The sequence below is a fragment of the Actinomadura sp. NPDC000600 genome, assembly GCF_040492135.1.
Classification (GTDB): domain Bacteria; phylum Actinomycetota; class Actinomycetes; order Streptosporangiales; family Streptosporangiaceae; genus Spirillospora.
The window spans coordinates 79,550-100,913 of sequence record NZ_JBEUPD010000026.1 but is presented as its reverse complement, the minus strand read 5'-3'; the positions used below and the strand labels follow the sequence as shown (position 1 = coordinate 100,913).

At 73.9% G+C, this 21,364-nt stretch carries 17 protein-coding genes and 1 pseudogene; 9 read left to right on the top strand and 9 right to left on the bottom strand.

Features of this window, described 5'->3' with window-relative positions; all coding sequences use genetic code 11:
• Nucleotides 1-37: 37 nt before the first annotated feature.
• On the top strand, nucleotides 38-1,153 hold the full coding sequence (locus ABWI07_RS30855; RefSeq protein WP_149261464.1) for a PP2C family protein-serine/threonine phosphatase: 1,116 nt from the start codon (nucleotides 38-40) through the stop codon (nucleotides 1,151-1,153).
• 41 nt (nucleotides 1,154-1,194) lie between these two features.
• Here the strand turns inward: ABWI07_RS30855 and ABWI07_RS30850 are convergent, their stop codons facing one another.
• Entirely contained in the window at nucleotides 1,195-2,535 is a 1,341-nt protein-coding gene (locus ABWI07_RS30850) for a serine/threonine-protein kinase (protein ID WP_149261465.1), read from the bottom strand.
• 332 nt (nucleotides 2,536-2,867) lie between these two features.
• Here ABWI07_RS30850 and ABWI07_RS30845 point away from each other — a divergent pair, with 332 nt between their 5' ends.
• The gene (locus ABWI07_RS30845) at nucleotides 2,868-4,229 is read left to right on the top strand and encodes a sensor histidine kinase (RefSeq protein ID WP_353820680.1); all 1,362 of its coding nucleotides are present in this window, start codon (nucleotides 2,868-2,870) and stop codon (nucleotides 4,227-4,229) included.
• On the opposite strand, the gene ABWI07_RS30840 is transcribed toward ABWI07_RS30845, so the two are convergent.
• The gene (locus ABWI07_RS30840) at nucleotides 4,226-5,692 is read right to left on the bottom strand and encodes an amidase (RefSeq protein WP_149261467.1); all 1,467 of its coding nucleotides are present in this window, start codon (nucleotides 5,690-5,692) and stop codon (nucleotides 4,226-4,228) included. The two genes, ABWI07_RS30845 and ABWI07_RS30840, sit on opposite strands and share 4 nt — an antisense overlap.
• Before the next feature lie 56 nt (nucleotides 5,693-5,748).
• Here ABWI07_RS30840 and ABWI07_RS30835 point away from each other — a divergent pair, with 56 nt between their 5' ends.
• The 4 genes from ABWI07_RS30835 (at nucleotide 5,749) to ABWI07_RS30820 (ending at nucleotide 10,095) form a co-directional block, all read left to right on the top strand.
• A complete protein-coding gene (locus ABWI07_RS30835) occupies nucleotides 5,749-7,245 on the top strand; it encodes a carboxyl transferase domain-containing protein (RefSeq protein ID WP_149261468.1) in 1,497 nt (498 codons plus the stop codon).
• Nucleotides 7,246-7,454: 209 nt separating this feature from the next.
• Complete coding sequence (locus ABWI07_RS30830; RefSeq protein WP_353820679.1) at nucleotides 7,455-8,687, top strand: RNA-guided endonuclease InsQ/TnpB family protein; 1,233 nt, start codon at nucleotides 7,455-7,457, stop codon at nucleotides 8,685-8,687.
• 28 nt (nucleotides 8,688-8,715) lie between these two features.
• Nucleotides 8,716-9,330, top strand: a complete 615-nt coding sequence (locus ABWI07_RS30825) for a class I SAM-dependent DNA methyltransferase (RefSeq protein ID WP_353820678.1) — start codon at nucleotides 8,716-8,718, stop codon at nucleotides 9,328-9,330.
• 144 nt (nucleotides 9,331-9,474) lie between these two features.
• Nucleotides 9,475-10,095, top strand: a complete 621-nt coding sequence (locus ABWI07_RS30820) for a hypothetical protein (RefSeq protein WP_149261471.1) — start codon at nucleotides 9,475-9,477, stop codon at nucleotides 10,093-10,095.
• Here ABWI07_RS30820 and ABWI07_RS30815 read toward each other — a convergent pair.
• Nucleotides 10,068-10,241, bottom strand: coding sequence for a hypothetical protein (locus ABWI07_RS30815; RefSeq protein ID WP_160161022.1), 174 nt, complete (start codon nucleotides 10,239-10,241; stop codon nucleotides 10,068-10,070). The two genes, ABWI07_RS30820 and ABWI07_RS30815, sit on opposite strands and share 28 nt — an antisense overlap.
• 10 nt (nucleotides 10,242-10,251) lie before the next feature.
• Nucleotides 10,252-11,175 (bottom strand): hypothetical protein, encoded by a 924-nt coding sequence (locus ABWI07_RS30810; protein ID WP_149261472.1) that lies wholly within the window; start codon nucleotides 11,173-11,175, stop codon nucleotides 10,252-10,254.
• Between the two features lie 182 nt (nucleotides 11,176-11,357).
• Here ABWI07_RS30810 and ABWI07_RS30805 point away from each other — a divergent pair, with 182 nt between their 5' ends.
• Nucleotides 11,358-12,419 (top strand): alpha/beta hydrolase, encoded by a 1,062-nt coding sequence (locus ABWI07_RS30805; RefSeq protein ID WP_149261473.1) that lies wholly within the window; start codon nucleotides 11,358-11,360, stop codon nucleotides 12,417-12,419.
• Here the strand turns inward: ABWI07_RS30805 and ABWI07_RS30800 are convergent.
• Nucleotides 12,416-13,843, bottom strand: a complete 1,428-nt coding sequence (locus ABWI07_RS30800; RefSeq protein ID WP_353820677.1) for an aldehyde dehydrogenase family protein — start codon at nucleotides 13,841-13,843, stop codon at nucleotides 12,416-12,418. The genes ABWI07_RS30805 and ABWI07_RS30800 overlap by 4 nt on opposite strands.
• Nucleotides 13,844-13,848: 5 nt before the next feature.
• Complete coding sequence (locus ABWI07_RS30795) at nucleotides 13,849-15,327, bottom strand: PucR family transcriptional regulator (protein WP_353820675.1); 1,479 nt, start codon at nucleotides 15,325-15,327, stop codon at nucleotides 13,849-13,851.
• 91 nt (nucleotides 15,328-15,418) lie between these two features.
• Here ABWI07_RS30795 and gabT point away from each other — a divergent pair, with 91 nt between their 5' ends.
• On the top strand, nucleotides 15,419-16,780 hold the full coding sequence (gabT, locus tag ABWI07_RS30790) for a 4-aminobutyrate--2-oxoglutarate transaminase (protein ID WP_353820674.1): 1,362 nt from the start codon (nucleotides 15,419-15,421) through the stop codon (nucleotides 16,778-16,780).
• Between the two features lie 80 nt (nucleotides 16,781-16,860).
• On the opposite strand, the gene ABWI07_RS30785 is transcribed toward gabT, so the two are convergent.
• Together ABWI07_RS30785 and ABWI07_RS30780 are read right to left on the bottom strand one after the other, a co-directional pair.
• Nucleotides 16,861-17,850, bottom strand: coding sequence for an LLM class flavin-dependent oxidoreductase (locus ABWI07_RS30785; RefSeq protein ID WP_149261477.1), 990 nt, complete (start codon nucleotides 17,848-17,850; stop codon nucleotides 16,861-16,863).
• A 37-nt stretch (nucleotides 17,851-17,887) separates the two neighbouring features.
• A complete protein-coding gene (locus ABWI07_RS30780) occupies nucleotides 17,888-18,199 on the bottom strand; it encodes a hypothetical protein (protein WP_353820673.1) in 312 nt (103 codons plus the stop codon).
• A gap of 131 nt (nucleotides 18,200-18,330) precedes the next feature.
• Between ABWI07_RS30780 and ABWI07_RS30775 the strand changes: the two are divergent.
• Nucleotides 18,331-19,548, top strand: a pseudogene (locus tag ABWI07_RS30775) (RNA-guided endonuclease InsQ/TnpB family protein); the annotation flags it as partial.
• Nucleotides 19,549-19,660: 112 nt separating this feature from the next.
• Here ABWI07_RS30775 and ABWI07_RS30770 read toward each other — a convergent pair.
• The gene (locus ABWI07_RS30770; RefSeq protein WP_353820672.1) at nucleotides 19,661-21,349 is read right to left on the bottom strand and encodes an ExeM/NucH family extracellular endonuclease; all 1,689 of its coding nucleotides are present in this window, start codon (nucleotides 21,347-21,349) and stop codon (nucleotides 19,661-19,663) included.
• Nucleotides 21,350-21,364 lie beyond the last annotated feature (15 nt).

Below are 21,364 nucleotides of genomic sequence, written 5' to 3'. Positions count from 1 at the left end.
ACCCTCCGGGTGCATTGCTCGGTACAGTGCCGGAGTCATGCTTCAACGTCTGGTGCAGCTGCTCCCGCCGCGAGTGCGTGCCGTGCTGCGCAAGATCCCGTTCCTGGTCGTGCTCTACCGGTGGCTGAGACGGGGCTCTCTCACCAGGGATCGGTACGTCTTCGCCGCGCTGGCGCTGCTCGCGGTCGCGATCGGGCTGGCGTCCGGCGACTCGCGGGGGCTGGCCCCGTCCGGCGCGCTGGTGCTGATCGTGGTGGTCGGCGGGCTGCTGCTGAAGGTGCGGAGCCTGGTCGCCCTCCTCGGCGTCGTGGTCGCGATGGCCGCCTACAACGCCTGGAAGGACGTCGCCGCGATCGGGCCCGGCATGATCGCGACGCTGGCCATCACCGCGGTGCTCGCGCTCACCCTGGCCCGGACGCGCCAGCAGCTCGGCGTGCAGGGCCTGCGCGGCGACTCGATGCTGCTGGAGCTGCGCGACCGGCTGCGCCGGCACGGCGAGATGCCCGAGCTGCCGGACGGCTGGAACTCGCAGGTCGTGATGCTGCAGGCCGGGGGCTCGTCGTTCGGCGGCGACTTCGTGGTGTCGGCCTCCGACGGCGACACGCTGGAGGTCGCGCTGGTCGACGTCTCCGGGAAGGGGACCGACGCCGGCACGAGGGCGCTGATGCTGTCGGGCGCCTTCGGGGGCCTGCTTGGATCGGTCCAGCCCGGGAGTTTCCTGCCCGCCTGCAATACCTATCTCCAGCGCCAGCGGTGGGACGAGGGCTTCGTGACGGCCGTGCACGTCGTGGTCGACCTGCGCACGGGCGAGTACAGGGTCGAGTCGGCGGGGCATCCGCCGGCCGTCCAGTTCGACGCGGGCAGCGGCGCCTGGCAGGTCAGCTCCGCCAAGGGCGTCGTGCTCGGCGTGGTGCCCGACCTGAACTGCGTCCCCGAGCGGGGGCAGCTGCGGCCGGGCGACGCGCTGCTGCTCTACACCGACGGCCTGGTCGAGTCGCCGGGCAGCGACCTCGACGCCGGGATCGACCGGCTCCTCGGTGAGGCGGAGCGGCTCGTCCCGCAGGGGTTCGGCAGCGGCGCGCGGGAACTGGTGGAGACGATGGCCGCGGCCCGCGACGACGACTGCGCCCTCGTCCTGATCTGGCGCACCTGACGGGTTCGCGCCTGCCGAGCCGGCACCGTGCTCCTACCTGCTCAGTGCTTGTGCTTGCTTTTCGCTTTGCCGTGCTTCGCCGGGTGCTTCGCCTTGGGAACCGGCTTGTGCTTCTTCTCCTGCGGTTTCTGCTTGGGCTTCTGCTTGACCGCCTTCGCGGGGGGCCGCTTGGAGGATCCGACCCGGATGGCGGTCGGCTTCTTCTTCGCGGGCGCGTCGGTGACCGCCGGCGCGGACGGGGCCGGTGCGCCCGGTCGGGCGGGGGAATCGGCCTTGGCCCCGGTGAGCCCGAGGACGATCGCGCCCAGCAGGAGCGTTCCCGCCGCGGCGCCGGCGCCCGCGAGCAGCCGGGTCCGGGTGGACGTCGTGGCGTCGGCCACGCCGAGCGGTGTGTACGCCCTGGTGTCCTCGGCGCTGGAATCCCGGGACCGGAACGGCGTCGGGGCGCCCGGGACGGGGCGCCGCCGGGAGCGCGGCGTCAAGGAGGACCGCGGTGCGGCGGGCGCGGTGTGCAGGGGCGCCTCCTGCGCCGCCGCGGGCGGCGGCGTGAGGCGTCCGGCGACCTGCGGCTGCGGCTGCTCGACGAGGGCGAGCAGGAGGTCGGTCGCGGTGGGGCGGTCCGCCGGGTCCTCCGCCAGCGCCCACCGGACGGCCGGGACCAGCGAGTCCGGCAGGCCGGACAGGTCGGCGTCCCCGGCGGCGGTGCGCAGGGTCGCGGGGTCGCCGCCGATCGGCATCTGCCCCGTCCCGGCATGGGCGATGAGGCAGCCCCAGGCGAAGATGTCGGCCGCCTGGGAGGCGGGCCCTCCGACGAGGACCTCCGGAGCGATCCACCCAGGGGTGCCGAACACCTGACCGGTCGTGGCGGTCTCCTCGACCGCGTCCTGGCTTCCCGCGATGCCGAAGTCGATGACGCGGCATCCGGACAGGGTGAGCATCACGTTGGCGGGCTTGATGTCGCGGTGCACGAGGCCGGCGGCGTGGATCGCGGCGAGCGCCGAGGCGACGCCGACGGCGACGCCGTGCAGGTCGGCGGGCGGCAGCGGGCCGCCGGCGGCGAGCCGGTCGTGCAGGGACACGCCCCCCACGTAGTCGGTGACGAGGTACGGGAGTCCGTCGTCCTCGCCCTGCGCGAGGACCCGCGCGGTGCAGAACGAGGCGACCCGGCTCGCGAGGCTCGCCTCGTCGTGGAAGCGCCTCCGGTAGGACGGGTCGTCGGCGAGGTGCGGGTGGATCGTCTTCACCGCGACGCGCCCGCCGGACTCCGGGTCGGCCCCGAGGTAGACCGTTCCCATGCCGCCGGATCCGAGCCTGCCCAGCAGCCGATGGCCGCCGACCTCTCGGGGGTCGGCGGGTTCGAGTGGCCTGAAGTCAGTGTCCATACGGTGCTCCAGCACCCCCCTTCCGTCTCTCCCGTCCACCCATCCCCTTTCGGCGGCGAATTATGGCGGCTTTTCCGGAGGAAGGTCGAAACGTGATCGTCACGTCGATGTAGCACCCAGTGCACCGGGGGCGTGCACAGTGAATGAAGCGGTGCCCGCGCGGGCGGCTCCCCAGGGGTGGGAGGCGCCGCCCGCGCGGGCACCGGTCCGGTATGTGGTGATGTTTCGCAGGGCAATGGCCCGGTAAGAACCAGTTCTGCGTCACCCCCCGACGCGTCGACGCGGCGCGGCGCCGGCCGCCGCGTGCGAGCGGGAAGGGGGAGGGGCGCCGGGTGCGGATACTCGGGGACCTGCTGACGCCGTCGTGCTGGTCGGTGCGGACCCGCGTGACCGTCGCCGCGACCCTGATCGTCGCGGCCCTCCTGATCGTCGGCGTCACGCTCTTCTACCAGGTCCTACGCAGCACCATCTACGGGGGCCTGCACGACCGCGGCACCCTCGCGGTCAACGACCTCGCCACGCACGTGCGCGAGACCGACATCAGAGGGACGCTTCCCGTCCAGGATCCCGGCGTCCCCCTCCTCCAGGTCGTGGACGGCGAGGGCGGCGTTCTCGCGGCCAGCGAGCCCCTGCGCGGCCACGGCCCGGTGAGGGTGCCGGTCTCACCGCAGCCGGGCCGTCCCGAGTACCGCACCCTGCATTGGACGGAGACGTCCGACGTCTACTTCGTCTCCGAGCGGGTGAACACCCGTTTCGGTGAGCGGATCGTCTTCGCGGGCGCGCCCATCACGACGTTCACCCGCTACCGGGGCGTGTTCGTCGGACTGCTCACCGTGACGGTGCTGGTGGCGACGGCCGCGGTGGGCTGGATCGTGTCGCTGTCGGTGCGGCGGGCGCTGCGGCCGGTGCGGGTGATGCGAACCGAGCTGGCGGAGATCACCGGCGGCGCCGACCGCCGGGTCACGGTGCCGGAGCCGAACGACGAGGTGTCCGACCTGGCGGAGTCGGTGAACGTGACCCTGGACCGCCTGGAGGACGTCCTCGCACGGCAGCGCGCGTTCGTCGCGGACGTCTCGCACGAGCTGCGCAGCCCGCTGACCGGCCTGCGCACCCAACTGGAGGCTGCGCTGGAGCGGCCGCTGGACGAGGACTGGCCCGCGGTCGCGCGGGCGGCCCTCGGCGACGCCGACCGGCTGCAGGGCATCGTCAGCGACCTGCTCATCCTGGCGCGGCTGGGCGCGGGCGTGCAGGTCCCGCGGGAGCGGATCGACCTCGGCGAGCTGGTCCGGGCGGAGGCGAGCCGACGGCCCCGCCGGGTCCCGGTCGAGGTCGCGGCCGAGGAGGGCGTCACGGTCCGCGCCACCGAGGCCCATCTGATCAGGCTGCTGACGAACCTGCTGGACAACGCCGAGCGGCACGCGGAGTCGCGGATCTGGATCACCGTGGCCGCGGACGGCCCGGACGCGGTGCTGGAGGTCCGCGACGACGGCGCCGGGATCGCGCCGGAGGACCGCGAGCGGATCTTCTGGCGGTTCCACCGGCTGGCCGAGGGCCGCGAGCGCGACCGCGGCGGCACCGGCCTCGGGCTGACGATCTCCCGCGACATCGCCCGCGCGCACGACGGCACGCTCGTCGCCGCCGACAGCGACCGGGGCGCCCGGTTCGTCCTGCGCATCCCCCGCGAAGAGCCCTAGGGGAGGGCGAGGGGCGGGCGGCGTTCGCCGTGCCGGGTCGCGCGCTCGAACGCGCGGCCGATCCGCAGGACGGCGAGGTCCGCGTGGTGGGGGCCGACGATCTGCAGCCCGACCGGCAGCCCGTCCGAGGTGAACCCGGCGGGCACCGACAGCGCGGGGCACCCGGTCGCCGAGATCAGGTAGCACGACCGCATCCACTCCAGGTAGTCGCGCATGGGCCGCCCGGCGACCTCCTCCGGGTACTCGGCGGCGGCGTCGAAGGGCGGGACCTGGCTGACCGGCATGAGCAGCGCGTCGTAGCGCTCGAAGAACTCCCGGACGCGGTGGAACAGCGCCGTGTGGAGCGTCTCGGCACGGCCGAGGTCGGCGCCGGTGAGCGAGCGGCCTGCGTCGATGTTCGCGGCGAGGGAGGGCTTGAAGTCGGCGCGGCGCTCGTCCAGCAGGGGGCGCAGGGTGATGTCCCAGTGCCAGGCCCGCAGGGTCCGGAACACCTCGTCGGCGCCGGCCAGGTCGGGCGAGGCCTCCTCGACCGCGCAGCCCAGCTCCTCGAACACCTTGGCGGCCGGTTCGAGGGCGGCGGTGACGGCCGGGTCGACGGGGATCGTCCCGCCGAGGTCGGGGGACCAGGCGAGCCGCAGCCCGGCGAGGTCGCGGTCGAGCGGCACGGCGAACGCCGAGCCGGGCGTCTCCAGCGCGATCGGGCTGCGCGGATCGGGCCCGGCGAGCACCGACAGCAGCAGCGCGACGTCGGCGACGTCGCGGGCCATCGGGCCCTGCACGCCCAGCGTCGACCAGCCCGCGAGCACCGGCCAGGACGGCACCCGGCCCGGCGACGGGCGGAACCCGACGACGTTGCAGAACGACGCGGGGTTGCGCAGCGAGCCGCCCATGTCGCCGCCGTCCGCGAGCGCCTGCATCCCGCACGCCAGCGCGGCCGCGGCGCCGCCGCTGCTGCCGCCCGCCGACCGGGACGGGTCGTAGGGGTTGCGGGTGAGGCCGAACACGGGGTTGAAGGTGTGGGACCCGGCGGCGAACTCCGGGGTGTTGGTCTTGCCGAGGGTGACGGCGCCCGCGGCGCGGATCCGCTCGACGACCAGTTCGTCGCGGTCCGGGACGTGGTCGGCGAAGATCGGCGATCCGGACGTGGTGCGGACGCCGGCGGTGGCGTGGGTGTCCTTGTGCGCCACGGGCAGGCCGTGCAGCGGGCCCGGCGGCTCCCCGGCGGCCAGCCGCTCGTCGGCCTCGCGCGCCTGCCGCTCCGCCCGCTCCGCGACCAGCGTGACGATGGCGTTGACCTGCGGGTTCGTCCGCTCGATCTGATCGAGATGGGCCTGCAGGACCTCGCGCGCAGACAGGTCGCGGGCGGCGATCCTGCGCGCCAGGTCGCGGGCGGACGCGAAACAGATCTCCTCGGACACGTGCCCTCCTCCTGCGCGGGGTCCCCACCAGTGTCCACCCCGCATGCCGGGTGTTCACAGGGTGAGGTCATCATGCAGGGGAGGCCGACGGAAGGGGCGCCGTGACGGAGCGGGTCGGGGCGCGCGGGCTGCTGCGCCGCGTGCTGGACGGCGGCGCCTGGACGTCCTGGGACGTCCCGCCCGCCGGGGGGCCGCCGCCAGGCTCCGAGTACGCCGGGGACCTCGCCGCCGCCCGCGAGCGCAGCGGCTGCGACGAGGCGGTCCTGACCGGGGAGGGCCGGCTGCGGGGGCGCCGGGTCGCGTTCGTCGTGTCGGAGTTCCGGTTCCTCGCGGGCTCGATCGGCCTCGCCACCGCGGACCGGATCGTCGCGGCCGTCGAGCGCGCCACCGCCGAGGGCCTCCCGCTGCTCGCCGCGCCGTCCTCCGGCGGCACCCGCATGCAGGAGGGGACGGCCGCCTTCGTGCAGATGGCGCGCATCACCGCCGCGGTGATGGCGCACCGCGCCGCCGGCCTGCCCTACCTCGTCTACCTGAGGCATCCCACGACCGGCGGGGTGTTCGCCTCGTGGGGCTCGCTCGGGCATGTGACGGCCGCCGAGCCCGGCGCGCTGATCGGGTTCCTCGGGCCGCGCGTCTACGAGGGCCTGCACGGGGAGCCGTTCCCGCCGGGGGTGCAGGTCGCCGAGAACTTGGCGGCCAAGGGCCTGCTGGACGCCGTGGTGGCCATCGACGATCTCGCGGAGGTCGCCTCCGCCGCCCTGGACGTCCTGTGCGGGCGGCCGCCCTCGGCTCCGGCGCCCCTGCCCGAGAGCGTTCCCCCGGAGGGGACGGCGTGGGACTCGATCGAGCGGTCGCGCCGCCCGGACCGTCCGGGGGTCCGCGAACTGCTGCGCCACGGCGCCACGGACGTGACGCCGCTCTCCGGCACCGGCGAGGGGGAGGCGGAACCCGGCCTCCTGCTCGCCCTGGCCCGTTTCGGCGCGGCGCCGTGCGTCCTGGTGGGCCAGGACCGGCGCGGCCGGCGCGGCGGCCACCCGCTCGGCCCGGCCGGGCTGCGCGTCGCGCGGCGCGGCATGCGGCTGGCCGCCGAGCTGGGCCTGCCGCTGGTCACCGTGGTCGACACGCCCGGCGCCGTCCTGTCGGCGGACGCGGAGGAGGGCGGGCTCGCGGGCGAGATCGCCCGCTGCCTGGCCGACCTGATCACCCTTCCGGCGCCGACGCTCTGCCTGCTGCTGGGCGAGGGCACGGGCGGCGCGGCGCTGGCGCTCCTGCCCGCCGACCGCGTCCTGGTGGCCCGGCACGCCTGGCTCTCGCCGCTGCCGCCCGAGGGCGCCTCGCTGATCGTCCACCGGACCCCGGCGCGGGCCGGCGAGATGGCCGAGGCGCAGGGCGTCCGGTCGGCGGACCTGCTGCGCGGCGGGCTGGCGGACGCGCTCGTCGACGAGCGCCCGGACGCCGCCGACGAGCCGGAGGCGTTCTGCCGCCGCGCCGCCGCCGCGGTGGAGCGGGGGCTGTCCGGCCTCGCGCCGACCGGCCCGGCCGCCCGCCAGGCCCGCTACCTGAATGCGGGCCGGTACTCCGGCTTTCAGGCGGGGTGAAGGCCCGCGCTGGTAGGGCTGCTAGGCCCAGGCAGTGCCTTGACCGGGACGGTTCTGCTGGTCGATGTACTGCTTGACGACGCTCAGCGGTGCGCCGGCGACGGGCACGGCGAAGTACTGGAACTGACCAGAGCTTGCCGGCCCGGTGGTGGTGCACCAGGTGGGGGAACTCCTGCCGCAAGCAGCTCCGGCTCGATACGCTCGTGGTCGTGCAGTTGCGGTACAACTACCGGGTGTACCCGGACGCTGCTCAGCGCGTCGCGCTGGCTCGGGCGTTCGGGTGTGCCCGTGTGGTTTTCAACGACGGTCTGAGGCTGCGCCAGCGGGCCCGCGAGGCGGGCGAGGAGTACATTTGCGACGCGGAGCTGTCCCGCCGGGTCATCACCGAGGCCAAGAGGACCCAGGACCGGGCGTGGCTGGGCGAGGTGTCGGCCGTGGTGTTGCAGCAGGCCTTGGCGGACCTGAATACGGCGTACCGCAACTTCTTCGCCTCGTTGTCGGGCAGGCGTAAGGGCCGCGCGGTCGCTCCGCCCCGGTACCGCTCGCGCAAGGACAACCGGCAGGCCATCCGTTTCACCAGGAACGCCCGGTTCAAGGTCCTGGTCAACGGCCGTCTTCGGCTGCCGAAGATCGGCGATGTACCGGTGCGCTGGTCCAGGAGCCTGCCGTGCGAGCCGACCTCCGTGACGGTGGTCAAGGACGCGGCGGGGCGGTATTTCGCCTCGTTCGTCGTCACGGCCGACGACTGGCCCCTGCCGCCGGTGGAGTCGAAGATCGGTATCGATCTGGGGTTGACTCACTTCGCGGTCCTGTCGGACGGCACGAAGGTGACCGCGCCGAAGTTCATGCGCCGCGCCGCCCGCAGACTCAAGCGGCTGCAGCAAGACCTGGCGCGTAAGCAGAGGGGCAGCAACCGCCGCAAGAAAGCCGTCGTGCGGGTCGCCCGCGCTCACGCGCGAGTGGCCGACACCCGGCGGGACTGGCAGCACAAGCTGTCCACGGCGATCATCCGCGACAACCAAGCGGTGTACGTCGAGGACCTGTGCGTGGCCGGTCTGGCCCGGACCCGGCTCGCCAAGAGCATCCTTGACGCCGGGTGGGCCGACTTCACCGCCATGCTGGAGTACAAAGCCGCCCGGCACGGTCGCACCTTCGGCCGGGTGGACCGGTTCTTCCCCTCCACACGCATGTGCTCGCGGTGCGGCCGGATCAACCAGAAGATGCCGCTCGACGTCCGGTCGTGGGCCTGCCCGTGCGGGGCGGTGCACGACCGGGACGTCAACGCCGCGATCAACATCCTGGCCGCCGGGCAGGCGGACAGGCTAAACGACCGTCGAGCGCGGGTAAGACCGGGACTCGTCCCGGCACCGCGCAGTGAAGCGGTAACCTACCCGGACGCCGCGCGGTCCACGCGCAGCGTGGAGGGAATCTCCGTCCCTTAGGACGGAGAGGATGCCAACGTCAGGGATCATGACCGAGACCGTGCCGCAGGCCTACGACGCCATCGCCGACCTCTACGCCGACCTCTTCCGCGACGCGCTCGACGAGCTCCATCTGGACCGGGCGATGATCAGCGCGTTCGCGGCGATGGTCCCGGCGGGGCCGGTCGCCGACCTCGGCTGCGGCCCCGGCCGCGGGACGGCGCTGCTGCACGACCTCGGCGTGGACGCGTTCGGGCTCGACGTGTCGCCCGGCATGATCGCGCGGGCCCGCGCCGACCATCCGCACCTGCGTTTCGACGAGGGCGACATGACGGCGCTCGACCTCCCCGACGGCGGGCTGGCGGGCGTCCTCTCGTGGTACTCGACCATCCACCTGGCGCCGGAGGAGCTCCCGCTGGCCTTCGCCGAGTTCCACCGGGTGCTGGCACCCGGCGGCCTCGTCATGCTCGCGTTCCAGTCGACCGACGAGGGCGAGGCGGAGGCGTTCGACCACAAGGTCGCCCTCGCCTACCGCAGGCCCCTCGACGACATGGCCGAGCTGGCCGCCCGGGCGGGACTGGTGGAGGTGGCGCGGCTGCTGCGCCGGCCGGCGGAGAACGAGCGCCCCATCCCCTCGGGCTGCCTTCTGGCCCGCAAACCCTGAGGCCGCGCGGCAGATCAGCGGCGGGTTCGAGAGGCGTGCCGCCCGAGAGGACCATGCCCGGTCCAACACCCCTCCCCCGTACGGGGGAGGGGTTTCGCGCTCGCGGGTGATCAACCGGGCCGGGGCGGCTGTGAGGGTGGGGCCATGACCCTTGCGAGCACGCCATCGGTTCCGTTCGCGCGGCTGCGCGCGGGCTGGAACGCCGCCCACGAGCCGGTCGCGGGCGTCCCGCGCTGGGCGCGGATCGCGGCCATGGCCGTCCCGTTCACCGTCCTGCCGTCCGGCCTGTGGCGGATCGCGGCCTTCGCCTTCCATCTGCCGATCCTCAGCGACGGCGGCCTCGACACGGGGGACGCGGGGGGCGACGTGCCCGGCTGGCTGCCGCTGGAGGCCTACGTCGTGCTGCTGTCGATCTTCTCGGAGGCGGTGGCGTTCACCGCCGTCGGTCTGATCGCCCGGTGGGGCGAGGTGTTCCCGCGGTGGGTGCCGGGCCTGCGGGGGCGGCGCGTGCCGGTGCTGGCGGCCGTGGTCCCCGGCCTCACGGGCGCCGCGATCCTGACCGCGATGTGGACGGTCTCCATCGTGAACTGCCTGGTGTTCCAGGAGACCATCCAGGGACGCCCGCTGCCGGAGGGCTTCCCCGTCAACTTCGACAACTGGCAGGGCTTGCTCGGCGTGGTCGCCTACGCGCCGCTGGTGGCATGGGGACCGCTGCTCGCCGCCGTCACCCTCGCCTACTACCGCCGCCGCACCCGCGCGTCCTGATCGGTCCGGAAGGCGACGCGGTCAAGCCGGATCGGTGTGGCGGTCTCCATGTACTCGGCATAACGCTCGGCGTTGGCCAGGTGATGCTCGGCCTCCTCGGCCGGCGTCATCCCCCGGAACGGCTTGATCTCTTTCTTGTCGCTCATCGTTCTTTGCTCAGGCGTAGGGGTCGGGGGAGGCGAGGGCCAGGCGGCAGAGGTCGTCGAGGGTGTCGTCGGTGTAGTCGGGGGGCAGCTCGATGCCGAGGGTCCGGAAGACGCCCCGGATCTCCTCGGCGCTCGGGACGCGGCCCAGTTGCATGCTCCGCAGCGCGTGCAGCGGCAGCCGCCTGGCCTGCTGGAAGCTCACGTGCAGCTCCGTCTCCCAGGACAGGTACGTCGGGGTGCCGCTGTTGATCACCAGGGCGGGGAACTCGGGGCCCCGCTGGGTGAAGATGAGGCAGCTCGTCGACAGCTCGTAGCGCAGCAGCGAGTACGCCGACGCCAGCCGGACGTCGATGTCGAGCAGCTCGTACCGCTGCTGGTACCAGGAGGCCGCGAGGATCGTCGCGAACAGCTCGCGGCGGGTCTCCTCCACCGTCCAGGTGTGCTCGGGGCTGTCGGGATCGGTCGCCAGCCGCTGGTGCAGCCGGACGTACTCGCGGCACAGGTCCGGGTTCATCGGGTCGAGGATCTCCAGCCGGAAATCCAGCCTGCGCCGCAGCGGCTGGGCGGTCGCCACGCACTCGGGCAGCGTGACCGCGCGGATGTAGGCGCCCGTCCCGCCCCGGAAGACCCAGCGGTCGGTGGTGCGGCGCGCCTCGGTCAGGACCCGGTTGCACTCGGTCCCGCTGATGACGCGCACGTCCAGCTGCTTCTGCAGGGCCTCCACCGACTTCTGCACCTCGACGCCGCGGGTGTCGCTGCGGGCGCGGTCGCGCAGCAGCACGATGGCGACCACCGCCAGCGTCGCCATGGTCGCGCTCTGCACGAGCTTGGTCGAGGCGATGCCGGCGATGTCCAGGGCGAGGATGACGACCGCCAGGGCGAATGCGACGGCGACGTCGACATAGGCCGTCAGCATCTTCCAGATCCGCTGCATCCACCGCTCCCGTCACGCACCGCCACAGGGCCGCGACGATCCTAACCAGTCCGGTCCGGATGCCAGAGCCCTTTGCGCACGGGGGTTCCAGCGGTTCCGCCGGGTGGTGCGCGCTCCCCGGACGGGGGATGGGCCACGGGGGCTACTGGGGAGTACGGTGTCCGGGACCGAGGGAGGGCCGTATGGCGTCGTTGACCGAGAAGCTGCCGCCGGGAGTGTCGGGGGCCGTGCTCCGCGCCGTGTTCGCGCTGCCGGGGCCTGTGAAGAGGCTCATCGCCGGTGCGCCCGTGCGCAGGGACGGCCAGCTGCTGGCGCTGGACGCGCAGCTCCTGCTGACGGTGATGCGGCTGGAGGGCGAGCAGAGCCTGGCCGGGGGTTCGGTCGGGGACGCCCGGCGGGGCATCGCCCGGGGGCAGGCGTACCTGCCCAGGGTGCCGGCGCGGCCGGTCCGGACTCGGAAGGTGGACGCGGGCGGCGTGCCCGCGCGCCTCTACACGCCGAAGGGCCTCGCTGAGGGGTCGCCGCTGCTCGTCTTCTACCACGGCGGCGGATGGGTCATCGGGAGCCTCGACACCCACGACACCGTGTGCCGGTACCTCGCCGTGCACGCGGAGGTGCGGGTGCTGTCGGTGGACTACCGGCTCGCGCCCGAGCACCCGTACCCGGCGGCGGCCGAGGACGCCCTCGCCGCCTACGAGTACGCGGTGGCCAACGCCGGGGACCTCGGCGCCGATCCCGGGGCCGTCGCCGTCGGCGGCGACAGCGCCGGCGGCAACCTCGCGGCGGTCGTGGGCGTGCTGGCGCGGCGCACGCCGGACTTCGCGCTGCTGTACTACCCGGCGACCGACATGTCCGTCCGGCGGCGGTCGCGGGAGCTGTTCGCGGACGGGTTCTACCTGACCGACGACGACATGACGTGGTTCAGCGACCACTACTGCCCGCAGGAGCGGCGCGCCGAACCGCAGGCCTCGCCGCTGCTGGCCGAGGACCTCGCGGGCTTCCCGCCCACGTACCTCGTCACCGCCGGCTTCGATCCGCTGCGGGACGAGGGCGAGGAGTTCGCGGCGCGGCTGCGGGAGGCCGGCGTGCCGGTCGCGCTGAGGCGCCAGGAGGACCTCATCCACGGGTTCGCGAACATGTGGTCCCTGGGCGGCCGGTTCCAGGAGGCGGCGTCCGAGGCGGCCGGGGCCCTGCGCACCGGTCTGTACGCGGGGCCCCGGGTCCGGGAGAGCGGCCGGGACTAGAGGGGCAGCCCCGTGAGGACCATGACCTTCTCCTCGGTGTAGTCGGCGATCGCCGACCGCAGCCCCTCGCGGCCCACGCCGGAGTCCTTCACGCCGCCGTAGGGCATCTGGTCGGCGCGGTAGGACGGGACGTCGCCGATGACGACGCCGCCCACCTCCAGCTCGCGGTGGGCGCGGAACGCGATGTCCAGGCTCCGGGTGAACACGCCCGCCTGGAGGCCGAACTTGGAGTCGTTGACGAGGGCGAACGCCTCGTCGGCGCCGTCCACGGGCTGGACGAACATGACCGGCCCGAAGACCTCCTCGCGGGAGATCTTGGAGTCGGCCGGGACGTCGGCGAGGACGGTCGGCGCGTACGCGGCGCCCTCGCGGGTGCCGCCGGTGAGGACGCGCGCGCCCGCCGCGACGGCCTCGTCCACCCAGGCCTCCACGCGCTCGGCGGCCTCCTGGTTGACGAGCGGGCCGACCTGCGTCTTGTCGTCCCACGGGTCGCCGGTGACGAGGGAGTCGACCGTGTCGACCAGCTTCGGCAGGAACTCGTCGAGGACGGTCCGGTCGACGTAGACGCGCTGGACGGCGATGCAGCTCTGCCCCGCCTGGTAGTTGGCGAACAGCCCGATCCGCTTGGCGGCCCAGTCGAGGTCGGCGTCGGGCAGCACGACCGCCGCGCCGTTGCCGCCGAGTTCGAGGGTGACGTGCTTGCGCGGCGCCCGTTCCCTGATCGCCCAGCCGACGGGCACGGACCCGGTGAACGACACGATCGGCAGCCGCGGGTCGTCGACCAGGGCGGAGGCCCGGTCGTTCGGCACCGGCAGGACCGAGAACATCCCGGCGGGCAGGTCGGTCTCGGCGAGCAGCTCGCCGAGCAGCAGCGCCGACAGCGGCGTGGCCGGGGCGGGCTTGAGCACGATCGGGGCGCCCGCGGCGATCGCCGGCGCGATCTTGTGGGCGGCGAGGTTCAGCGGGAAGTTGAACGGCGAGATGCCGAGCACCGGGCCCTTAGGCACGCGGGTGACGTAGGCCATCCGGCCCTCGGCGGCCGGGTCGGTGTCGAGCCGCTGCGTCGTGGCGGAGATGCGGCGCGCCTCCTCGGCGGCGAACCGGAACGTGGAGATCGCGCGGGCCACCTCGCCGCGCGCCCACAGCAGCGGCTTGCCGTTCTCGCCGGTGATCAGCCGGGCGACCTCCTCGGCGCGCTCGACGAGCCGCGCGGACACGTGCGCGAGGGCCTCGGCCCGCACGTGCAGCGGCAGCGCCGCGGCCTCCCGGCGGACGGCGTCGGCCGCGGCGACCGCCTCCTCCACCTGCACGGGCGTCGGCACGGCCGCCGTCCCGACCACGCGGCCGTCGTAGGGATGCGTAACGGTCAGCTCACCGTCACCGGTCTCGGGCCGGCCGGCCAGCCAGAATGGGGTCACGTTCATGCTGTTCACGGTAGCCACGGCGAGCCCGATTGGGAGTCGCCATCATGTCCAATCCTTTCTTCCCCGTTGGACGTGATGGCGAGCGCGATCCACAGCTCGGCGCGGACGGCCGGATCGTCGGGGTCGCGTCCGAGGACCTCGGCCGCCTTGCGCATCCGCGACCGGAGCGTGTGCCGGTGGACCCCGAGCGCCCGCGCCGCCGCCTCCCCCTGCCCGTTGGCCAGGACATAAGCCCGGACGGTCTCGACAAGGTCCTCGGCGCGCAGGGGGGCGAGGAGGGCATCGGCGAAGGCGTGCGCGGCACCGGGCTCCATCAGTCCGAGCACGCCCTGGCCGGGGAGCCGGGAGTAGTGGAGGACGTCCCGGCCCGACCGCCCGGCCGCCGCGAGGGCCTCCTCGGCCTGCCGCAGCGCGGCGCGCAGGTCACCGGAGGCGGGGTCGCTGACGCCGACCGCCCCGCTTCCGGCGAGAACACGCTCGACCATCTCGAGCGCCTCGTCCGGCACGATCACGGCGATGTGCCCGCCGAGCGGCAGTGCCGGGCACCTCGCTCCGATCGCGTCCGACTCCAGCGCGTCCAGGGCGGCGGCGCCGCCCGCGCAGGCCAGGACCCGGACGGGCCCGCGCGGGACCGCCGGGCCCTCGCCCGGGCGCCCGAGCAGCAGCGCCGCCAGCGACGCCCGCAGCTCGCGCCCGGTGCGCGGCGTCTCCGACTGGAGCGTCAGCAGGGCGACCGCGGCGCCCACGATCGTGTGCGCGGTGGGAGGGAGCGGCGCGTCGGCGCCGACCGCGAGGAACCCGCGCGGCCGCCCGCCCAGCCCGATGCGCTGCACCACGATGTGGTCGTCGGGGACGGCCAGCGCCACGCTCGCGGCCGGGCCGCCCTTCCCCGGCCGGCGCCGCAGCCGGGCCAGCTCGGGCGCGAGGTCCGCGGCGCGCTCGCGGGCCCGGGCGGGCTCGGCGTGCCGCACGTCGCCGGACGCGTCCAGCAGCAGCGCCCACCCGCCGAGCAGCCGGGCCAGCCGGGAGACCAGCGCGCCGGGCCCGGTGAGGGCGGCGCGGGTGAGCTCGCGCTGGGCGTGGAACGCGCGGGTCACACCCTCGTACCACTCGGCGGCGAGCACCCGGGACACCGCCTTTCCGATCGCGATGAACGGGGTCGGGCGCGGCACCTCCAGCAGCACGAGCCCCTGGTCGCGGGCCGCCGCGAGCAGCTCGGCGGGGACGGTGTCGTGGATGACGCCGACCGCGAAGCCGAGCCCGGCCACGCCCCGCGCGACCAGCCGGGACACGTAGTCCCCGGCGTTGGCGGCGGTGAGCCGCATGCCCGTGGTCAGGACCAGCTCGCCGCCCTCCAGGAAGGGGGTCGGGTCCTCCAGTTCGCTCACGGCGACCCACACGACCGGGGTCGCGGGGAGCGGTCCGGTGAGCGACCGCAGGCCGAGCTGGGGGAGGGCGGCCACGGCGGCCAACGTGGGCGGCATGTCAATCCCTGTGCAAAGTGTCTACCTCGCCGGACGGATTTCGCCGTCCCGTACTGTTCATCGTAGGCGGCGCCCGGCTTATGTTCGGGCCATGACCAGCCTGGACAGCACCCTCGGCGCGAGCGGCTTCCGCCTGCCGCAGGAACGCCGCGTCGTGACCGAGATCCCCGGCCCCCGCTCCCGGGCGCTGCACGAGCGGCGCCTCGCGGCGGTGCCGCCGGGCGTCGGCAGCGTCCTGCCGGTGTACGTGACGGACGCGGGCGGCGGCGTGGTCGTCGACGCCGACGGCAACTCGCTGATCGACTTCGGCTCCGGCATCGCGGTGACGAACGTCGGCAACGCCAACCCCCGCGTCGCGGAGCGGGTGAAGGCGCAGGCCGAGCGGTTCACCCACACCTGCTTCATGGTCGCGCCGTACGAGTCGTACGTCGCGGTGTGCGAGAACCTCAACCGGATCACGCCCGGCGACCACGAGAAGCGCTCCCTGCTGGTCAACAGCGGCGCCGAGGCGGTGGAGAACGCCGTCAAGATCGCCCGGTACGCGACGGGGCGGCAGGCGGTCGTGGCGTTCGACCACGGCTACCACGGCCGGACGCTGCTGACGATGACGCTGACCGCGAAGAACATGCCCTACAAGCAGGGGTTCGGCCCGTACGCGCCCGAGGTCCACCGGATGCCGCTCGCCTACCCGTACCGCTGGCCGACCGGCCCGGACAACTGCGGCCCGGAGGCGGCGGCGCAGGCGATCGACCAGATCACCAAGCAGATCGGCGCGACGAACGTCGCGGCGCTGCTGATCGAGCCGATCCAGGGCGAGGGCGGGTTCATCGAGCCCGCGCCGGGGTTCCTGCCCGCGCTCGCCGAGTTCTGCCGCGCCAACGGGATCCTGTTCATCGCCGACGAGGTGCAGACGGGCTTCGCGCGGACCGGCGACCTGTTCGCCTGCGAGCACGAGGGGATCGTCCCCGACCTCGTCGCGACGGCGAAGGGCATCGCCGGCGGGCTGCCGCTGGCCGCCGTCACCGGGCGCGCCGACATCATGGACAAGGTGCACGGCGGCGGGCTCGGCGGCACCTACGGCGGCAACCCGCTCGCCTGCGAGGCGGCGCTCGCCGTCCTGGAGGAGATCGAGGAGGGCAAGCTCACCGAGCGCGCCCGCCGGATCGGGGAGGTCATGCTGCCCCGGCTGCACGCCCTCGCCGAGCGGCACCCCGCGATCGGTGACGTGCGCGGGCGCGGTGCGATGATCGCCATCGAGCTGGTGCGGGAGGGGACGAAGGAGCCCGACCCCGAGCTGACCGCGCGGATCGCCCGCCGCTGCCACGAGAACGGCCTGCTCGTGCTGACGACCGGGACGTACGGGAACGTGATGCGCTTCCTGCCGCCGCTCGTCATCCCCGAGGACCTGCTCATCGAGGGACTGGACGTCCTGGAGGCGGCCTTCGCGGGCTGACCCCGCGCCGTCGCGGCCCGCAGGCCTCCGCCCGGAGGCCTGCGGCACCCGGACCGCGGCGGTTCCGCCGGCGATCCGGGTCAGGCCGCGCCGAGGCTCTCCGGGTACAGCTCGGCGAGGATGTCGTAGGAGCGCAGCCGGTCGGCGTGGTCGAAGACCTGCGTGACCGCCATGACCTCGTCGACGCCCGTCCGGCCGACCAGCTCGTCGAGCTGCTTGCGGACGCCGTCCGGGCCGCCCACCACCTGGTCGGCCAGCCGCGCGTCGATCATCTGCCGCTCCAGCGGCGTGTACGGGTGGGCCGCGGCCTCCTCCGGCGTCGGCAGCGGCCCCGGCCGCCCCTGCCGCAGCCGCAGGAACGCCAGCGCCTGCGGCGCGGCCAGCTCGCGCGCCCGCTCGTCGGTCTCGGCGGCCGTCACCGAGACCCCGATCATCGAGTACGGCTCGTCCAGCGCGCCGGGCCGGAACGACTGCCGGTACAGCGTCAGCGCGGGCACGGTGTTCTCGGCGCTGAAGTGGTGCGCGAACGCGAACGGCAGGCCGAGCAGGCCGGCGAGCCGCGCGCTGTAGCCGCTGGAGCCGAGCAGCCACACCGGCGGCTCGTTCCCGGCGGCCGGGGTCACCTTGCTGTCCGCGGCGAAGTAATTGCGCAGCTCCACGACCTGCTCGGGGAAGTCGTCGACCGACAGCGCGTCCGGGGACCGGCGCAGCGCCCGCGCGGTCGCCTGGTCGGTGCCGGGCGCGCGGCCGAGGCCGAGGTCGATGCGTCCCGGGTGGAGCGCCTCCAGCGTCCCGAACTGCTCGGCCACGACCATCGGCGCGTGGTTCGGCAGCATGACCCCGCCCGACCCGACCCGCATCCGGGTGGTGGCCGCCGCGACCTGGCCGATCAGCACGGCGGTCGCCGAGCTGGCGATGCCCGGCATCGCGTGGTGCTCGGCCAGCCAGTACCGGTGGAAGCCGAGCCGCTCGGCGTGCCGGGCCAGGTCGAGGGTGTTGCGCAGCGCCTGGGCCGAGGTGGAGCCGGCGGCGACGGGGGCGAGATCGAGGACGGAGAAGCGCACGGTCATACCGTGGCCAACCCGCGCCGGGCCGGTCCTCTTCCCGCTAGCCCTTCAGCGCGGCGAGGACGGCGGCGGCGGCGGCGATCGCGATCACGACGGGGGCCGTGATGCTCAGCCACGACCAGTTCACCAGCGTGCGGGCCCGCGCGGGGTCCTCCCCGAACCGGGTCTCGGCCCGGGTGTACAGGAGGGCGGCGACCACGACCAGCGGCAGGAAGGCGAAGGTCGCGAGGAGGCCGAGGACGAACGCGAGCGCCTGCCCGAACCGGGTGTAGGTCCCGTCCGGGCCGATGCCGAACGCGAGGCGGGGAACGGGCGCCGCTGCGGGCACGGCGCCGGACACGGCTTCGGTCATGTGCGTGCCTCCAAGGATGCCCCGGCCTTCGGACCGGGGAGGTAACGGGCTTTTGTGGAGCAGGTTGGGGGAGCCGGGGCGTTTCGGCGTCTGCCATGTTGGCGCGTGCCGAGGCTGCTAGAACGTGGGTCATGGCGCGGCAGGTCAGGCGGGCGTTCAAGTTCCGCTTCTATCCCACGGGCGAGCAGGCGGCTGAGCTGTCGCGCACGTTCGGCTGCGTGCGGCTGGTGTACAACAAGGCGCTGGAGGAGCGGACCCGGGCCTGGCGCGGCGAGCGGCGCCGGATCTCCTACGTGCAGTCGTCCGCCGCGCTGACGCAGTGGAAGAAGACCGAGGAACTGGCGTTCCTGTCGGAGGTGTCGTGCGTGCCGTTGCAGCAGGCGCTTCGCCATCTTCAGACGGCGTTCAACAACTTCTTCGCCAAGCGTGCCGCCTACCCGCGGTTCAAGTCGCGCAAGAAGTCCCGCGCGTCGGCCGAGTACACGCGCAGCGCCTTCACTTGGCGTGCCGGGTGTCTGACGCTGGCGAAGATGGACGCGCCGCTGGACATCCGCTGGTCGCGTCCGCTGCCCGAGGGCGCGGAGCCGAGCACCGTTACGGTGTCGCGCGACAGCGCCGGCCGCTGGTTCGTCTCGTTGCAGTGCCAGGACACCATGACACCGGCCCCCGCCACTGATGCAGCGGTCGGCGTGGATGCCGGGATCACGGCGCTGGTGACCCTGTCCACCGGGGAGAAGGTCAGCAATCCCCGGCACGAGCGCCGTGACCGGGCCCGGCTGGCCAAGGCGCAGCGGAACCTGGCCCGCAAGGCCCCCGGTTCGGCGAACCGGGACAAGGCCCGCCGCAAGGTGGCCCGCGTGCATGCGCGGATCGCCGACCGGCGCCGCGACTTCCTGCACAAGCTGTCGACCCGTCTCGTCCGTGAGAACCAAGCGGTCGTGATCGAAGACCTCGCCGTCGGCAACCTGCTCAAGAACGGCAGGCTCGCGCGCGCCATCTCGGACGCAGCCTGGCGGGAACTGCGCTCGATGCTGGAGTACAAGTGCGCCTGGTACGGCCGCGACCTGGTCGTGGTCGACCGCTGGTTCCCCTCCTCCAAGCTGTGCGGAACCTGCGGCACGGTCCGCGCCGAGCTGCTGCTGGCCGTCCGGGAGTGGACGTGCGAGTGTGGCGCGGTGCATGACCGCGATGTGAACGCGGCGCGCAACATCCTGGCCGCCGGGCTGGCGGCGTCCGCCTGTGGAGACGGTGTGAGACCTCAACGGGACTTCTCCCTGACGGGGCGGTCGTCGGTGAAGCAGAAACCCAGCGGGCGACCGCTGGAATCCTCTGTTTTCAGGCGGAGGAGGAAGTCAAGAGCGCACCGATCTCTAGGGCGGTGTGACCTGGATCATAGCCGCGGGGGCCGTGGCGCGCGAGGGGCCGGCCGCCTTCGTCCGGCGGCCGGCCCGAGGGTGCGGCTCAGCGCAGGTCGAGGCCGAGCAGGACGGGGTCGTGGTCGGACGAGCGGAACGCGTCCGGCCGGTAGAACGCGGGCGGGTTGTACTCGGTGTTGTAGTCGAGGAACACCGGCTCGTCGCTGTTGACGTGCCAGATCGTCGCGCCCGTCACGCGGCGGGACAGCGCCCTGCCCGCGAGCGCGTGGTCCAGCTCGCCCGACTGGCCGTCGAACACGTAGCTGTAACGCTGGCTCGGGCGGACGAACCGCTCCGTCTGCCCGACGAGCCCGGCGCCCTTGAGCTTCTTCACCGGGTCCTCGGCCGTGTAGGCGTTGAGGTCGCCGACGACGAGCGGGTTCGGGACGCCGGCCGCGAGCGCGGCGACCGCCTCGGCCTGGGAGACGCGGCGGGCGTTGTAGCAGCCCTGGCCGTCGCCCTGGTCCTTGTCGGCGCCCGTGGCGTCGCCGCAGCCCTTCGACTTGAAGTGGTTGACGATCATGGTGAACGCCGTCCCGCCAGCCCGGGGGCGGAACGTCTGCACCAGCGGCGGGCGGTCGAACACCGGGTCCTGCGACGAGCGCGCGTCGCCGACCGGCGTGACCTTCGCCGGCCGGTAGATGAGCGCGACGTGGATCTCGTCGGTCCCCGGGTACGGGTGCTTCACCCACGCGTACGTCCCGGCGCCGGCGGCCTGGTTCAGCCGGTCGACGATCGCCCCCACGGCGGTGTCGCCGTTGTTCTCGACCTCCATCAGCCCGACGACGTCGGCGTCCAGGCCCCGCAGCGCGGCGGTCAGCTTGGTGAGCTGCCGCTCCTGCTCCTCGGCGGTGTCCGCGCCGCGCTTGTCCAGCGTCGTGAACCAGTTCAGTGTGTTGAAGCTCGCGACGCGCACGTCACCGCCGACGTTCCGCGGCCGGTTCCGCCGCGGGTTCTCGTTGTCGAAGTGGGCCGGCCTGGTCGGCTGGAGCGCGTAGTCGCCGAACTGGTAGGTGAGCACGCCGGTCAGCCCGGTCGTGGTGTTCCCGATCCGCAGCACGCGGGGGTCGGTGTACGGGATCGTCGCGGGGTTCTGCACGTTCGACCCGTCGTCGACGAGAAGCCGCCGCGCGTCGTTGCCCGCCTGGGTGGAGCCGTGGCCCTCGGTCGGCTGGAAGAGGCGGCCGCCCGCGGAGACGGTGATCTGCCCGTACCGGCCGAGCTGGTAGGTCTCGGTGGCGGTGAGCCGCTGGCCGAACCGCAGCAGCATGCCCTCGTACTGCTCCATGGCCGCGCCGCCCTTGAGCGGCAGCCGGACGGCCGCGGGCGCGACCTCGCCCGTCCCGCACACGTCCACGGCCGAGACCGGCGACAGCTCGGTCAGCCCGTTGTACTCGACGGCCTTGCCGGTGACCAGGACCCGGTCGCCGACCGCGACGTCCGTGGTCGAGTAGACGAACAGCCCGTCGGACGTCCGGGGGTCCGAGTCGGGCGTCGGGTCCTGGACGAAGAAGCCCTTGAGCTGGTCGGAACGCTGGAAGTCCGCGGTCACGACGCCCTCGACCCGGACGGTCCGCCCGGCGAGAGGGGTCGCGCCGCCGCTGCCCTGGACCTCGGAGATCTGGTGGTCGGCGGGGGTGCCGCAGGTGGGCGGCTCCGCCGCGGCGGCCGCCTGGACGCCGGCGGCGAGGCCGGCGGTCAGGACGGTCGCGAGTGCTGCTGCTGTTCGGCGCATGCCGGGAGGGTACGG

Coding starts and splice junctions, on each gene's coding strand:
- ABWI07_RS30815 (WP_160161022.1), bottom strand. CDS start 10,241: ATGAGCGACAAGAAAGAGATCAAGCCGTTCCGGGGGATGACGCCGGCC.
- ABWI07_RS30805 (WP_149261473.1), top strand. CDS start 11,358: ATGGCGTCGTTGACCGAGAAGCTGCCGCCGGGAGTGTCGGGGGCCGTG.
- ABWI07_RS30785 (WP_149261477.1), bottom strand. CDS start 17,850: ATGACCGTGCGCTTCTCCGTCCTCGATCTCGCCCCCGTCGCCGCCGGC.
- gabT (WP_353820674.1), top strand. CDS start 15,419: ATGACCAGCCTGGACAGCACCCTCGGCGCGAGCGGCTTCCGCCTGCCG.
- ABWI07_RS30820 (WP_149261471.1), top strand. CDS start 9,475: ATGACCCTTGCGAGCACGCCATCGGTTCCGTTCGCGCGGCTGCGCGCG.
- ABWI07_RS30795 (WP_353820675.1), bottom strand. CDS start 15,327: ATGCCGCCCACGTTGGCCGCCGTGGCCGCCCTCCCCCAGCTCGGCCTG.
- ABWI07_RS30780 (WP_353820673.1), bottom strand. CDS start 18,199: ATGACCGAAGCCGTGTCCGGCGCCGTGCCCGCAGCGGCGCCCGTTCCC.
- ABWI07_RS30800 (WP_353820677.1), bottom strand. CDS start 13,843: ATGAACGTGACCCCATTCTGGCTGGCCGGCCGGCCCGAGACCGGTGAC.
- ABWI07_RS30840 (WP_149261467.1), bottom strand. CDS start 5,692: ATGCGGGGTGGACACTGGTGGGGACCCCGCGCAGGAGGAGGGCACGTG.
- ABWI07_RS30770 (WP_353820672.1), bottom strand. CDS start 21,349: ATGCGCCGAACAGCAGCAGCACTCGCGACCGTCCTGACCGCCGGCCTC.
- ABWI07_RS30810 (WP_149261472.1), bottom strand. CDS start 11,175: ATGCAGCGGATCTGGAAGATGCTGACGGCCTATGTCGACGTCGCCGTC.
- ABWI07_RS30850 (WP_149261465.1), bottom strand. CDS start 2,535: ATGGACACTGACTTCAGGCCACTCGAACCCGCCGACCCCCGAGAGGTC.
- ABWI07_RS30825 (WP_353820678.1), top strand. CDS start 8,716: ATGACCGAGACCGTGCCGCAGGCCTACGACGCCATCGCCGACCTCTAC.
- ABWI07_RS30855 (WP_149261464.1), top strand. CDS start 38: ATGCTTCAACGTCTGGTGCAGCTGCTCCCGCCGCGAGTGCGTGCCGTG.